Source organism: Caulobacter segnis (assembly GCF_031454995.1).
GTDB classification, from domain to species: domain Bacteria; phylum Pseudomonadota; class Alphaproteobacteria; order Caulobacterales; family Caulobacteraceae; genus Caulobacter; species Caulobacter segnis_E.
In genome coordinates, this window is sequence record NZ_JAVDRV010000002.1 from 1,023,311 (window position 1) to 1,038,527 (window position 15,217).

The following is a 15,217-nucleotide window of genomic DNA, read 5'->3' on the forward strand; positions in this document are numbered from 1 at the left end:
AAGTGGCTAAATAGCGGTGTTTATGAGCATTTCCGGCCATATGGCGCAGAGCCCAAGCTCTCGGCGCGAGCGAAAAATGGCGGAGAAGAACGCGGTAATTATTTCGACCTCGACATATCCTTGTCAGACAAATGTGAGCGCTAACAGTTCATGACCACACCCTCCCATGGCGTCCCAACGCTCAAATCCCCCACGCGACGCGGCCTGATGGCGACGGCGGTCGCCGCCGTCCTGACCCCGACGCTCGTCCGCGCCGCCGAGCCGGTCGTCACGATCGCGCTTCGGTTCGATCTCACGCGCGCCGGGACGGTGTTCGAAGGCTGGGGCACGGCCCTGGCCTGGTTCGCCAACGTCACGGGGGGTTGGCCGGACGCGGATCGCGAGCGACTAGCCGACCTGCTCTACGGCCCGAATGGACTGGGTTGGACCATCGCGCGCTACAATATCGGAGGCGGCGACCGGCCCGACGCCAAGCCCTATCTGCGTCCTGGCGCGGCCGTGCCCGGCTTTTGGCGTCAGCCAGACGGCGCCGCCGGCGTCGATTGGTGGACCCCCGACGACCCGGCGATGTGGGACTGGTCGGCCGACGCCAGCCAGCGTTGGTGGCTGGACGCGATCAAGACTCGCGTGCGCGCGCCGGTCCTAGAGGCCTTCTCCAACTCGCCGCCCTGGTTCATGACCGTCAGCGGCAAGGTCTCGGGCGCCGAAAAGGGGACTGACGACAACCTCCGCCCGGGACAAGAAGCCCTGTTCGCCGCCTATCTCGCTCGCGTGGTCGACGAGTTGCAGCGACGTCACGGCGTTGCGTTCCGCACCCTATCCCCTGTCAACGAGCCCAACACCGATTACTGGCACGCGGCCAATACGCAGGAAGGCGCGCACTGGAGCCCTCGGCGACAGGGCGAGATGATCCTGGCCACCCAAGCCGCGCTCAAGGCGCGTGGTCTCGCCACCGTGGTCAGCGCGCCGGACGAGACCAACTCCCACCTCTTCCTGGCCGACTGGGCCGCCTATCCAAGGGAGGCCCGCGCCGCGATCGGCCAGTTGAACGTCCACAGCTACGGGACGGTGAACCAGACCGGCGTGCGTGACGCGGCCCGCGCCGCGGGCATCCGTCTCTGGATGTCCGAGAACGACAACCCGCTGGACAAGGACCCGGAGGACTTCGAGGGGATGGCTTCGCCTCTGGCCTTCGCCGAGCACGTGGTGCTGGACCTCAAGCGCCTGGAGCCCGCCGCCTGGGTGTTCTGGCAGGCGGTCGAGAACCTCAGCGCCCGCGACGGAAGCAAGGGCTCGAACTGGGGGCTGATCAAGGCCGACTACAGCCGTCCGCCAGAGGGGCCACATACCATCCATGTCACGCGCCGCTACTGGGTGATGGCCCAGTTCAGCCGCTTCATACGCCCGGGCTACCGTTTGGTGCCGATCGATGATCTGGACACGGTCGGCGCCCTGTCGCCCGACGGCAAGACGCTGGCGCTGGTCCATGTCAACGGCGGGTTGTCGCCGCGCCGCCTGGCCCCGCCGGCCGGTTGGTCTGGCCAGATGATCGTCACAGACGCCCAGCATCGCGCCGAGCCGATCGCCGGTTTTGTCGTCCCACCGCGCGCGGTGGCGACGCTGATTCTGAAGCGCCGATCCGAGTAGAGGCTCGTCGCGGGGGCCCGCTCGAGGGCGAAGTCGCTCATCGGGGCCGGAAGTGGCGGGGCGATCATGGGCCCGCCCCCGCCTCCCCTACCTTGTGACGATGAAGATCGGGTTGGCGTAGAACCACAGGTCGGACCACGGGTCCTCGCCGAGCGGGTCCGGCAAGGGCTCGGCTTCTCCGCCGCTGGTGCCGCGAACGCGAATATAGATGGGGCCGCGCACATTCCTCAGCACATGGACCATCGACAGCGTCTCGCCCTCCCGAGCCCACGACGCGGGGGTGAAGGCGCGCGCCACGCGCGTGGTCGGGTTCGCGTCCAGGGAGCGGTCGCTAGCGGCCCCCAGAATTTCGCCCTGGATGAGGTCCACGCGGGCCACGCTAGGGGAAAAGCCGCCAAAATTCTTGCCTGACGGGTCGCGCACGCGGATCACCACCGTCACGTCCGAACCCGCCGGAACTTCCAGACGACCACCGATATCGGCCTTCGCGCCGGCGGCGCTCGCGGTGACGTCGACCTCCGAGACGAGATCACCCAGCGTCACGAAGATGCGCCCGTTGCGTAGACCATCCAGCACATCATCATAGGTATGCGCGGCCTTCACATAGGTCTTCGAGTACTCCCCAGGCCAGAAGTCATCACCCCCGTCCGTGTAGTGGCGATGCGAGTCCGAGGTCGAGGTGATCCACCAGCGGCGCCCCTCTCCCAGCATGGCGTCCCAGAAGCCGCCCAGCCTGGCCGTCATCTGGTCGAAGCCGCCCATGGTCGGGGCGCGGGAATAGCCGCCCCGATCGCCTTTGGGCTTGAGCGATCCGTCGGAATTCAAGCTCGAGGCCTGGTGTCCGGGCGCGCCCTCCATGCCGACGGCGACATCGGGGGCGGTGTCGTTCCAGTCACGCAGCTCGGACGGCGAGACCAGGCCATAGCGCCCCACCCCGGTCGCGGACCTGGACGGGTGGTTGGCGATTACGACCGGCGGCCGGGGCAGCGCCTTCATGTGACGCAGGGCCTCCAGCATGAAGGCTTCCTGGTCGCGCGCCGGATCGGCGGGCCAGGGCTCGCGCCGATTGTAGCGGCTTTCGATTCCGAACAGGGCGTCGCGCTCCCCGTCCGACCGCGGCAGGATCAAGCTGGAGTGCTCGGCCGCGGGTGTATCGAGCTCCATGCCCCAGAATTGCAGCACCCCCGGCGTCTCGCGCCGCGCGCGGAGCAGTTCGGGATAGGCCTCGTCGCGATTGAGCTTGGAATGGTTGGGGCCCCCGTGATCGGTGGCGACCATCCAGGACAGGCCGTGCTTGGCGGCCATGCGGGCGTTGGTGGTGATCGGGTTGCTGGCGTCGCCCGCCTTGATCAGGATCGGCGGCTGCGACGGATCGGCGGCGGGCTTCACCGAGACGCTGAACCAGCTGTGAACGTGGTGATCGCCAGCCAGCCAGCGACGTTCCGAAGGCTTGGCGGGCCGGACGGTGCGTTTGGCCGGCGCGACCGGCTGAACGGCGTGCCCGGGGTGAGCGGAGGCCATGGTCCAGCCCCCAGGGACGAGACACAGGGCGAGCCCCAGGACGGCCGTGGAGCCCATAAGGCGGCGATGAGGCGAGAGCGTACGCATCGGGACTTCCTAGCCGAGCGGTGTGACGTTTCCCACAGGCCGCGGTGGAAAGGCCAAACGGCCCGCGTCACACGACGCGGGCCATCCGCCTCCAGCGACCGGCGACGTTAGAACTTGGCCCGAAGACCAAAGCTCACCGTGCGGCCGTAGTTGGTGTAGCCGCCGAACCAGCCGCCCTTGATGAACTGCCACTGCGAGGCTTTTGTCAGGTTCTGCCCCTCGATCGCCGCCGTGATCCGAGGCGTGATCTTGTAGCTGACGCTCGCGTCCAGCGAGCCGAACGCCTTGTCGTTCAGCGCCGACAGGCCCGCGCCGCCGACGTCCTGCAGGACGTCGTCGACCCAGCTATAGCTGGCGCGCGCGGCGAAGCGCTCCTTCTCGTAGAAGGCCGTCACGTTGAAGCTGTTCTTGGCGACATTGACCATCTCGTCCTTGAGGGTCGGCGAGTAGGTCGCTTCGGTGTCGGTGTAGGTGTAGTTGGCCAGGAAGCCCAGGCCGTCGAATGGCGCCGGCAGGCGCTTGAACAGGTGCTGGTAGGCCAGCTCGACGCCTTTGATCGTCGCCTTGCCGCCGTTGGTCGGCGAGGTCAGCACATAGGTCTGGCCGTCGACGATGATGTTGGTGTTCTGGCTGTAAACGAAGGTCGTGATGTCCTTGTAGAAAGCCCCGCCGATCAGCGCGCTGCCCGGGGCGAAGTACCATTCCAGGGTCGCGTCATACTGCCAGGCCTCGAACGGCTTCAGCAGCGGATTGCCGCCCACGGCTGTCAGCAGGGTCCCGGAATTCAAGGTCAGGCGCGGCGCCAGGTCGGCCAACGACGGCCGGGTGATCACCTTGGCGGCGGCCACGCGGGCCTGCAGCGTATCGGTCAGCTCGAGCGCGAAATTGGCCGTCGGCAGAATGTCCGTATAGGTCTTCTCGAAACGCACGGGCAGCGCCGCCGAGCCATTGTCGGCGTGGCCGGACGAGACCTGCTTGGTCTGGGCCACCCGCGCGCCGACCTGGCCGCGCAGCGGCGCACCGAACAGGCTCGTGTCGATATCGCCGAGGGCGTAGCCCGCCGCGATCTTCTCGGACACGCGATACGAGTTGCGCTGGTCGGCGCGGGCCGTGCCCTTTTGGTTCGGGTCGCGCAGAGCCCAGAAGGCGGCCGGATCCGGCATGGCCCAAGACGAGGGCACGCCGCCATCGGTCCCGCCGAGGAAGTCGCTCACCGGGAACGGATCGAAATAGTCCGCGCCGAAGAACTTGCCAGCCAGATTGGTCGTGTAGTTGACGTCGGCGCGATTATACGACCGCGAGCGCTCGCGGAACTTGACGCCAAACTGGAGGCGGCTGACCGGACCCAGGCTCACCGGCCGTTCGGCGTCGAACTGCAGGGCGGTCTCGTCGTCCGTCGCGTTGTTGACCCGCCATTCGATACGGCGGAACGGCAGCAAGGACGGATTGTTCAGGTCGCCGGTCAGCAGCGTGACGTCGGGCAGCGCGTCGCCGGCCTGGGGCAGATTGAAGGTCGTCCGGCCCATCGCGCCCTGCAGGCGGGTGCGGGTGATCGGCTTGGAGGTCTCCGAATAGGCCCGCGCGTAGGCCAGATCGGCGGTGATCGTCCAGTCCTCCAGAGTCTGGCGGATCTTGCCGGCGATCATCATGTTGTCGTGCGCCAGGTCGCTGACTTCACGGCCGATCTGGCTGTTGGTGTTCGCCGTGCCGCCCGTCATGACGCCGTTCTTGATCACGGCCGAGCCGGCGACCAGGGTCGAGAGGTCCGGATCGACCGAATAGGTCAGCTCGTCATAGTGGTCGTCCAGCTTGGTGTAGCTGGCGTCCAGCGTGATCTCCGTGGCGTCGCTGGGACGATACTGAGCCGACAGGACCAGGCCCTTGCGCTCGCGATCCTCGCGTTCCAGCGTCGGGCGGATGTTGGTCGCGTACAGGTTCACGCCCTGGGCGATCAGGCTTTTCCCCAGAGCGGTGCTGGCGTTTGGAAAGCTCCAGCCAACGCCGGTGATACGGTCCTGGCGTAGGGTGCGCTGGTCGTACACCAGAGCCGCCAGAACGCCGAACGTGCCCGCCGCGTTGGTCCAGCTGGCCAGACCCGACAAGCGCGGATCGGTCTTGCCCGCCAGTTCCGGACGGCTGGCGGTGGCCGACAGCGCCAGAGTGGTGCGGCCCAGGTCCAATGGGCGGAACGTCTTGATGTCGACGATGCCGCCGATGGCCCCCTCGTCCAGCGAGGCCAGCGGCGTCTTGCCCACCTCGACGCCGGCCACCAGCTCGGACGGCAGTGTGTCGAAGCGGAATTGGCGGCCGCTCTGGCCACTGTCGCGCATGTTCTCGTTCACCGCGGCGCTACGGCCGTTCAGGGTGACAATCTGGAAGTTCGGGCCCAGACCCCGGACGCGGACGAACAGGCCCTCGCCCCGGTCGCGGGTGATGGCCACGCCGGGCACGCGCTGCAGGGCCTCGGCGATGTTGTTGGACGGGAACTTGCCGATGTCCTCGGCGGAGATGGCGTCGACGACGTTGGCGGCCTTGCGCTTGTCGTTCAGCGCGCGGGCCAGCGAGTTGGCGAAGCCACCGGTGACGACCAGTTCCTCGACCGTGGCTGGCTCCTCGGTTTGGGGCGGAGAGGCTTCTGCGCGCGTCACCGTCGCGGCGACGGGCGACGGCGCGGTGGAGACGCGCTGGGCGGCCGGGCGCAGGATCGCGGCCCCGCCATTGCGCACGAACGTTAGCCCAGTGCCCCGCAGCAGTTCAGCCAGACCGCGCTCGGCGTCGAACTGGCCCCGCACGCCTTCGGTGCGCTTGCCGTTCAGCAGGACCGGATCGGCCAGGACCTGCAAGCCGGTAGCCCGCGAAAAGCTCGGCAAGGCGGAGGCGAGGTCGCCGGCCGGGATGGCCAAGGTCGGCTTCTCGGGCGGGGCGGCCACGGCGGAACTCGCCGCCAGCAGCACGGCCGCGGAGGCCGAGCCAAACCAGATCCAGGTCTTAGAAGTCATGTCGTCATCCCCGATTTCGCGCGACGCTCAACGTCGGCTTCGGGGGGGTGACGCTGGCGCCCCCCATTTCCGGACAGAGATTTTTGTGAAGTTTCGACGACGCCCTACCGCGACAGCACCACGCCCGCGGGCGTCTCCCGCACCTCGAAGCCGTGCATCAGCGCCAGGTTGCGCACCAGCGCCCGCGGCTCATCGAGACGGAAGCGGCCCGCCACGCGCTGACGCCCCAAATCGGGATCAGCGATCGTGATCAGGGTCGGCGAGGCTCGGTTCAGGCGTTCGACCAGGCGGGCCAGCGTCACCCCATCTGTTTCAAGCCAGCCAGAACGCCAATCGTCCGCATGAAGGTCGAAGGCGCGCACCGCCGATAGCCGCCCCTCCTTGGCGAAGGCTCGCTGCCCCACCGTCAGATCGGCTGTGCGGTGGATTAGACCCGAGGGCGCCAGCCGGACGCGACCACGCCGCACCGACAGCTCCAGGCGCCCATCCCCGCGCTCCAAATCGAAAGCGGTGCCCAGAACGCGCGCCGAACCTTCCGGGGCCTTGACCGTGAAGGGCCGCGCCGCGTCGTGGGCGACGTCGAAGAAGGCTTCCCCGCGGACAAGATCGACCTGGCGCCGCCGCGTTCCCAGCCGCACCTCCAGGCGCGTGGCCCCGTCCAAGGTCACCAAGGTCCCGTCGGACAGGGTCGCGACGCGCTGCTGACCGGGCGCGGTTTGCAGCACGATCGGCTTCAAGGTCATCAGCTGAGCCCGAGGCCAGATCGCGAACAGCGCCAATCCACACGCCAGAAGCCCGCCCGCGAGCACGGTCAGTGGACGCGCGCGTAGCGCCGCGCCACGCCGCTGTTCACTCATCCGCATGGCCTCGGCCAAGGCCGGATCCTGGCTCGCGCCCCAGACCTGCTCGAAGGCCTGGGCATGCGAAGGGTCAGCCGACTTCCAGATCTCGAAGGCGGCGTCGTCGCGATCGCCGGCGTCCAAGCGCCGGGCGGCCCAGAGGGCGGCTTGTCGCCGGGCGCGGCTCATGGACGCCCCTCCCCCGCCCGCCGTTCAGCCTTGGCGACTTCGCGATGCAATTGCTCGAGGGCCCGCGCCACATGCTTTTCGACCGAGGCCTCGCTCAGTCGCAAATCCTGGGCGATCTGACGTGACGAATGGCCGTGCAGCCTGCGACGGATGAAGACATCTCGGCGCAGAGGCGGCATGGCGTCCAGCGCCTTACCGAAGACCTCGACCCTTTGGCGATGCATCAGAATCTGTTCCGGCGCGGGGGCTTGGCAGGGGATATCGTCATCCAGAGCCTGGGCGGGACGCCGGCTGGCGCGACGGAAATGATCTCGCACCAGGTTCAAAGCGATGCGATAGCCCAGGGCGGCGCGATCGACGATGGTGCGCGCCCGCTCATAGGCCAGGAGGCGTTCGAACGTTTCCTGCACCAAGTCCTCGGCGGTCGCGGGATCGCGCGTCCGTCGAACAATGAACTGATAGAGGTCGCGCCGCTGCGCGCGCAGGCTAGCCAAGTCGCTCATCGAAGCGCTTCTCGCTCACCAGGAGCGGCGGGACGTGAGGACCGGCGCGGCATGTTCCGGCGCCTAGCACGACTTTGTGACATTACCGCTTCTGGTAGACCAGCATCGGTCTCGACCGGCGCCAAGAAGCCAGCCGCCTCGCGGCAAGGCGCCCATCAGCCGGCCCCAACGCGATGGGCCACTGTCGCCCAAGTGTCATGCTGAGCCGATAAGGAGCGCTGGGCCTTGAGCCGCCAGTCGCTTCCGCCAGGCATGTCCTCCCGTCTTCTTCCTCCCGCGCTCGCGTTGGCTGTTGTCGCGGCGCCGGGTTGCGCGTTGGCGGCGCCCATCACCTTGGCCGAGAGCCTGAACCGGCTCGCCGGCGAGCGTGATGTCGTGATCCTGTTTCCGCCGGACTTGGTGAAGGATCGACCAGGTCGGTCCTCGCCTCGTTTCGTTTCCACGGGCCGGGCCATCGAAATCCTCCTGGCCGATGCTCCGGCTCGTGGGCGCGAAGTCCGGCGGGGTGTCTTCGTGGTGGAGCGCGTGTCGTCACCCGCTCCGAGCACCGCCTCCCCGCCTCAAGTCTCGGCGCCGCCATCGGGAGACGCCGTGGTTGAACCCATCACGGTGACGGCGGCCTACGCGGCCAGCCTGGATCGATCCATCGCGCTCAAACTAAGGGCTGGCTACGGCCTGGACGCGGTCAGCGCCGAGGACATCGCCCGCCTGCCGGCCGCCAATGCCGCGGAAGCGCTTCAGTTGGCGCCCGGCGTCAGCCTCGAGCGCCACCGTGGCGTCGGCCTCTATGTCAGCGTCCGAGGCCTGGGTCCCCAGTTCCAGAACGTGCTGCTGAACGGGCGGCCGATCGCCATGAACGACCTCGTGGAAAACGGCGGCTTCCGCGGTCGCCAGTTCCGGTTCGAGGTCCTGCCCGCCGATGTCGTCGATCAGATCGAGGTCGCCAAGACGGCGACCGCCGAAATGGACGAAGGCGCATTGGGCGGCAACATCGACGTGCGCACCTTCAAACCCTTGGATCGCGGCCGCCGCTCCGTGGTCTCGGCGCGTGTCTCCGACGGGCGGATCGGCAAGGCCGATCCTTCCCTGTCTGGGGTTTGGAGCTGGGTGGACGATAGCGGACGTCTGGGTTTGCTGGCGGGCGGAGTTGTCGAACGCCGACGCATCCGCAACGACCGTCTCTATCAGACCGGCTGGAATCTGAACCGCTTCGCCACCGTCCTGGGCCCTGGCCTCTACACGCCCACCCGCACGCGACCGACCATCGAACTCGAAGATCGTCGCATGGCGTCGGCCGACTTCACCCTGCAGTGGCGGCCATCTCCCCATTGGCGGCTGGATGTCGACCTTCTGGCGACGCGGCTGGACGCCCACTACCGGGAGTATGGGCTGGACATCTACACGGACGACACCTCGATCTCGAACCCACGCTTCGTGGCGGGCAGTCAGGCGGTCAAGGGCCACACAGCGCAGGCCGGGGTCATCGAGGACGCCCGCTGGATGGCCTCGCAGGAAACCAGCCTGAACCGGCATGACCTGCTCGCGCTGGGCGTTCATGAGCAATGGACCAGCGACGCCTGGACGATAGACGCCGACTACGCCTTTTCGCGCGCCCGCAGCTATCACCCGGACGGTCGCGGCACGGTCCGCGCCCGTGTCGCCTTCTATGCGCCGCTGGAATACGACTTTCGAAACGGGCTGAGCGGCGGGCCGACGCTACGCACCACCCGAGACTACGCCGATCCCGCCAGCTTCGTCGGCCAGACCTTTGACTATACCTGGAAGGATTCCCGCGACACCGATCAGCTCTACCGGCTCGACGCGGGGCGAGAGCTGGACGCGGGCAAGCTCTCGTTCGGTTGGGAAACCCATATCCGGAAGAGAAACTACCAGCGGCGCGACTGGAACCTGAACGCCCTGGTCGGGACGCCGCTGACGAGCCTGGGCGACCGGGCCTACGGCCTGACGCCCTTCGACGATTTCCTAAGCGGAACGCCCGCCGACCTGCCGCGCCGTTGGGTGGCTCCGGACACCCGGTTCTTCCACGACCTGCTCTATACGTCCGCGATCGCGGACCAACCGCCGTCGCTCGCGGATCGACGCAACTCCTTCGTGGTGCGCGAAGCGATCCGTTCGGCCTATGCGCGCTATGACTTCACCACCGCCTTGCTGGGTCGGCCGGTCGGCGGAAACATCGGCCTTCGCCACGCGCGGACCCGCCAGACCTCGGTCGGCGTGATCGCGAGCGGCGACGATCCCCTGCCGGCCCAATGGCGCAAGGAGTACGGAAACTGGCTGCCTAGCGCGAACCTGAGGGTCGATCTGAGCGCCAACCTCCTGCTGCGCTTGGCGGCGTCGCGCGTGATCAGCCGGCCCAACGTCATCGACAGCGCGCCGCGCATCACCCTGGCGCGAGACACGCCGACCGCCAGTGGCGGTAACCCGGAGCTAGCGCCATTCCTGGCCACCCAGGCGGACGTTTCGCTGGAGTGGTACTTCCCAGGCGGCGGCGCGATCAGCCTGGCCGCGTTCGACCGAAAGCTGGACAACTACATCACCGCCAAGAACACGTTCATCGAAGCGCCGGGGCGCGGCCAGATCCTGCTCTCGACCAACGTGAATGGCGGAGATGCGCGGCTACAGGGTCTGGAGGCGACCTTCAGCCGTGTCTTCCGCGCGCTGCCGGCGCCGTTCGACGGCCTGGGCGTCCAGGGCGCTGCCACGCTCGTGCGTAGCCGCGCCAACTACTTCGCCGGCGATCGGGTGATCCGCAACGCCCTGCTCGGTCTGTCGCGCTCAAGCTGGAGCGCCGTCGTCTTCTACGAGAAGGGGCGCGGCTCGGCGCGGCTCGGATACAACTGGCGCGGCGCCTACCTGACCTCGATCGGCAGCTCGATCACCGCGCCGTCGACCACGGCGGCGTTCGGCTCTCTGGACGGCGCGGCCTCCTGGCGACTGAACCGAAACGCCACCCTTTCCCTGGAGGGCGTGAACCTGACCGACGCCCGCCGCTACGTTTATGGCGAAAGCCGGGACCAGCCGATGGAAATCCACCACTGGGGCCGATACCTGTCCGCGAGGATGAGATGGGCGTTCTGACCTTCCCCGGCGCGAGCGCCAGTGTCGATCCGCCCGATGGACCCAGCGAGTCCGCCCCGGCCACTCCGCCGCTAGAGGCGCCGCGCTTCGAGGCGCTGGTGTCACGCTATCGTCGCCCCCTGCTGCGCTTCTTCCAGCGCCGGTCCGTCGGGGTCGAAGACGCCGAGGATCTGACGCAGGAGGTCTTCATGCGGCTGTCTCAGCGGTTCTCGCGTCTGCACTGGGGTAATCCGGACGGGCTGGTGTTCACGGTCGCCGCCAACACCTTGGTCGATCACGAGCGCCATCAGCGCTCGCGTCGCCGCGACCGCCATGTGGAGGTCGATCCCGCCCTGCCCGCCGACGAACCGACCGCCGAGGCCGCCCTGGCGGGACGCCAACGGCTGGCCAAGCTGGTCGCGGCTCTAGAACAACTGCACCCCAACGCACGCGCCGTGTTCGTGCTGTGCCGTTTCGAAAACCTGACGCAAGCCGAAGCGGCGGCGCGCCTGAACCTGTCGCTCAGCGCCGTCGAGAAGCACATGATGAACGCCCTGGCTCGCCTGCGCGACGCCATCGAGACCGCGCATGACGCCTGAAGAAAATCCTGATCCCCGCCTTCTGATGGCGGCCAGTCTGACTCGTCCGCTGACCGTCGCCGAGCAGGCCGTATTGGACGCTTGGTCGACCTCGTCGGCCGAGGCGCGCGAGGAAATCGCCCGCACCCGTGAAGTTTGGCTCGCCATGGGATTGGCGGCCGAAGCGCCCGTCGTGCGCGCCATGCGCCACGAGGCGCGCCGCCATGCGCGCCTTGACCGATCAGCCCGGCCAGACCGGCGCGCGATTGTGGCCAGCCTAGGCGTGTTGGCCGCGGCCCTTGTCGTGGGCGTGGCGATCAACGCCGGGCCGCGCGTCCAGCGCTACGACGCGCCGCCCCACGCCTCGGCCCGCCTGACGCTCGCCGACGGCAGCCACGTGGTGCTTAGCCCCGGCGGCCGCATGACCACGCGCTTCAGGCCGCATGCCCGAGACGTATCGCTGGAGGCCGGCGACGCCTTCTTCGAGGTGGCTCACGACAAGACTCGTCCCTTCGCGGTAGAGGCCTCGGGGCGAACCCTGATGGTGCTCGGCACGCGCTTCAACGTGGCCGGCGGAGGCCGGTTGATGGTGTCCCTGGTCGAGGGCTCGCTGCGCGTCAGCCAACCAGGAGCGACCAGCGTGCTGCTGCGTCCGGGCCAGCGGTATGTGGGAGGCGCGGGTGTCGGCGGCGGCGTCGAGGCGGGCGACGTGACGGGCGACGCGGCCTGGACCGATGGCCGAGTGGTGCTCACCGACGCCAGCCTTGGCCAGGCGGCCGAGCGACTGTCACGGGCCTCGGGCCGCGAGGTCCATCTGACGGATCCGTCGCTGGCGCGCCTACGCCTGTCGGGCTCGCTGGACATTGGTCGGATGGATGATGTCAGCGCTGCGCTGGAGGCCCTACTGCCGGTGCGAGCGATGGTCACGAAGGAGGGAGGCCTCGTCGTCTCTCCAATCGAGAGTTCATCCCGACACGGATAAAATCGCGACTTTTCAACAGGATCGTCGCAAATATTTCACCGACGTCGGACTGAGGGCAGGCCCGCGTCCCTCCGTTCTTCTGCGCTGACCCGCCTCCCTGCGGGCTCACCAGAGATCGGGGATACAATGTCCAGCTTCAAGTTCCCGTCCGCGCGCTGCGCGGGCGCCGTCGCCATCCTCGCCTTCGCCGCGCTGGGCGCGGGCCAGGCGCAAGCCGCCGACGCGGCGGCCGCGACGCCAGCGGCCGAACCCGCGGACGCCGTGGATGCGATCGTCATCACCTCGTACGGCAAGAGCCTGCAGGCCGCCGCCGCGCTGAAGCGCTCGGCCGAGTACGGCCTGGACGCCGTCAACGCCGAGGACATCGGCAAGTTTCCGACGCGCAACGCCGCCGAGGCTCTGCAATTGGTCACCGGCGTGACCATCGACCGGCAGCGCGGCGCTGGCCTCTATGTCAGCGTCCGCGGTCTGGGCCCGCAGTTTCAATACACCGAGCTCAACGGCCGCTCGATCGCGGTGAACGACCTGATCGAGAATGGCGGCGCTCGCGGTCGCCAGTTCCGCTTCGAAGTGCTCCCCGCCGAGCTGATCTCGCAGATCGAGGTCGTCAAGACCCCGACCGCCGACATGGACGAAGGCGCGCTGGGCGGCAACATCAACATCAAGACCTTCAAGCCGTTCGACCTGGGCAAGAAGGCCGCCTTCTCGGCGCGCGAGACCTACAACGACGTCCGCAAGAAGGCAGACCCGTCGGCCTCGGGTCTGGTCAGCTGGACCAACCAAGACAAGACCTTGGGCCTGTTGGCTTCCGGCCTCTACGACGAGCGCCACGTTCGCAACGACCGCCTCTACATGGTCGGCTGGAACCTCGATAAATTCAAATCGGTGCTGGGCTCAGGCCTCTACACGCCGACCCGCACCCGGCCAACGGTCGAGACAGAACACCGCAAGCTCTATTCGGGCGCCATCTCCGGCCAGTGGAAGCCCAACGGCGACTTCCAGACCGACGTCGACGTCCTGGTCACGCGTCTGGATGTCGACTACGACGAGTTCGGCCTCGACATCTATCCGGACGATACGACCTTCGCCGTCCCGACCTTCGTGGCGGGCTCGCAAAAGGTTGTCGGCGACACCGTCGTGGGCGGCACGATCAACAACGTCCGCTGGATGGGCTCGCGCGAAACCAGCCTGAACCGCCACGACTTGACGATCTTCGGGATCAAGCAGGCCTGGACGCCCGGCGCCTGGACGTTCAACGCCGAGTATGGCTATTCGCGCGCCCGCAGCTATCACCCCGACGGCAAGGCCACGACGCGCGACCGCATCGCCTTCTTCGCCCCGCTGACCTACGACTTCTCGCGCGGCTATAAGGCGATCCCGCAGCTGACCACGACGGTCGACTACAACAATCCCGCCAACTATGTCGGCCAAGCCTTCGACTACACCTGGAAGGACTCGCGCGACACCGACGAGACGTTCCGCCTGGATGGCTCACGGGTCTTCTCGGGTTGGTTCACCAAGGTCGCGTTCGGCGTCGAGCAGCACAACCTGAACCGCACGTACCTGCGTCGCGACTGGGTGTTGAACGACATCCTGAACGTGCCGCTGACGACCCTGGGCTCGAGCTTCTACCAGCCCATGCCGTATTCGGGCTTCCTGTCGGGTCTGTCGGGCAACTCGCCGCGGACCTGGGTCTCGCCCACCAGCGACGCCTACTACAACAAGATGTTCACGCCGGCCGTCGCTGCCCAGCCGTGGTCGAACGCGGACCTCCGCAACACCTTCATCGTTGACCAGAAAATTCACAGCGCCTATGCGCGCGGCGACTTCAAGTTCGACCTGGGCGGCGTGCCGGTCAGCGGCAACGTCGGCGTGCGCTACGCCGAGACCAAGCAGTTGGCCAGCGGCACGCTGATCAGCGGCTCGACCCCGGTGCCGGTCGCCTATCTGAAGGAATACAAGAACTGGCTGCCCAGCCTGAACGTCAAGGCCGAGCTGCGTGACGACCTGGTCGCCCGCTTCGCGGCCTCGCGCGTGGTCAACCGCCCGAATGTGACGGACAGCGCCCCGCGGATCACCGTCTCGCGCGACTCGCCGACCGCCTCGGGCGGCAACCCGGACCTCGATCCTTTCCTGGCCGACCAGTACGACGCCTCGCTGGAGTGGTACCCCGCTCCCACGACGGCCGTGACCGGCGCGGTCTTCGTCAAGACGATGGACAACTACATCACCGCCCAGAACACCACGATCCAGGTGCCGGGCCGTGGCGACGTCCTGCTGTCCAGCAACGTCAACGGCGGCGACGCCAAGGTCACTGGCTTCGAGGCGGCCTACAACCAGTCCCTGAACTTCCTGCCCGCCCCGTTCGACGGCTTCGGCGTGCAGGCTTCGGTGACCCTGGTCGACAGCAAGGCGAACTACTTCGCCGGCAATCGTCAGATCAAGGACGACCTCGTGGGCCTGTCCAAGCGCAGCTACAATCTGGTCGGCTACTATGAGAAGGGTCCGATCAGCGCCCGCCTCGGCTGGTTCTGGCGCTCACGCTACCTGTCGTCGATCGGCAGCACCAGCCAAGCCCAGGCCTATATCGACGCCTACGGCTCGCTGGACGGGTCGCTCTCCTACCAGATCGCCCCGCAATACGCGGTGACCCTGGAGGGTTCGAACCTCACCGACGAGATCCGCTACGTCTACGGCAAGTCCAAGGACCAGCCGATGGAGATCTATCACTGGGGCCGCACGGTCTCGCTGACGCTCCGCGGCAAGTTCTAATCCCCTCCCCTAGCGCCCTCGA

General features: G+C 67.6%; 9 protein-coding genes. 5 read left to right on the forward strand and 4 right to left on the reverse strand.

Annotated features, from left to right (window positions below):
* The first annotated feature begins 150 nt into the window (after positions 1 to 150).
* A complete protein-coding gene (locus tag J2728_RS10760) occupies positions 151 to 1,647 on the forward strand; it encodes a glycoside hydrolase (RefSeq protein ID WP_309998973.1) in 1,497 nt (498 codons plus the stop codon).
* A gap of 87 nt (positions 1,648 to 1,734) precedes the next feature.
* On the opposite strand, the gene J2728_RS10765 is transcribed toward J2728_RS10760, so the two are convergent.
* From J2728_RS10765 to J2728_RS10780, 4 genes are all read right to left on the reverse strand, one after another.
* Positions 1,735 to 3,255, reverse strand: a complete 1,521-nt coding sequence (locus J2728_RS10765) for a CehA/McbA family metallohydrolase domain-containing protein (RefSeq protein ID WP_309998974.1) — start codon at positions 3,253 to 3,255, stop codon at positions 1,735 to 1,737.
* A gap of 107 nt (positions 3,256 to 3,362) precedes the next feature.
* The gene (locus J2728_RS10770; protein ID WP_309998976.1) at positions 3,363 to 6,254 is read right to left on the reverse strand and encodes a TonB-dependent receptor; all 2,892 of its coding nucleotides are present in this window, start codon (positions 6,252 to 6,254) and stop codon (positions 3,363 to 3,365) included.
* A 104-nt stretch (positions 6,255 to 6,358) separates the two neighbouring features.
* Entirely contained in the window at positions 6,359 to 7,282 is a 924-nt protein-coding gene (locus J2728_RS10775) for a FecR family protein (protein WP_309998977.1), read from the reverse strand.
* Positions 7,279 to 7,785 (reverse strand): RNA polymerase sigma factor, encoded by a 507-nt coding sequence (locus J2728_RS10780; RefSeq protein ID WP_309998979.1) that lies wholly within the window; start codon positions 7,783 to 7,785, stop codon positions 7,279 to 7,281. Before J2728_RS10780 ends, J2728_RS10775 begins: the two co-directional genes overlap by 4 nt.
* Positions 7,786 to 8,376: 591 nt before the next feature.
* Between J2728_RS10780 and J2728_RS10785 the strand changes: the two genes are divergently transcribed.
* From J2728_RS10785 to J2728_RS10800, 4 genes are all read left to right on the forward strand, one after another.
* A complete protein-coding gene (locus J2728_RS10785; RefSeq protein ID WP_309998980.1) occupies positions 8,377 to 10,884 on the forward strand; it encodes a TonB-dependent receptor in 2,508 nt (835 codons plus the stop codon).
* Positions 10,872 to 11,462, forward strand: coding sequence for an RNA polymerase sigma factor (locus J2728_RS10790; RefSeq protein ID WP_309998984.1), 591 nt, complete (start codon positions 10,872 to 10,874; stop codon positions 11,460 to 11,462). Before J2728_RS10785 ends, J2728_RS10790 begins: the two co-directional genes overlap by 13 nt.
* Complete coding sequence (locus tag J2728_RS10795) at positions 11,452 to 12,423, forward strand: FecR family protein (RefSeq protein ID WP_309998985.1); 972 nt, start codon at positions 11,452 to 11,454, stop codon at positions 12,421 to 12,423. The genes J2728_RS10790 and J2728_RS10795 overlap by 11 nt, the downstream gene beginning before the upstream one ends.
* Positions 12,424 to 12,549: 126 nt before the next feature.
* Positions 12,550 to 15,195, forward strand: coding sequence for a TonB-dependent receptor (locus J2728_RS10800; protein ID WP_309998986.1), 2,646 nt, complete (start codon positions 12,550 to 12,552; stop codon positions 15,193 to 15,195).
* Positions 15,196 to 15,217 lie beyond the last annotated feature (22 nt).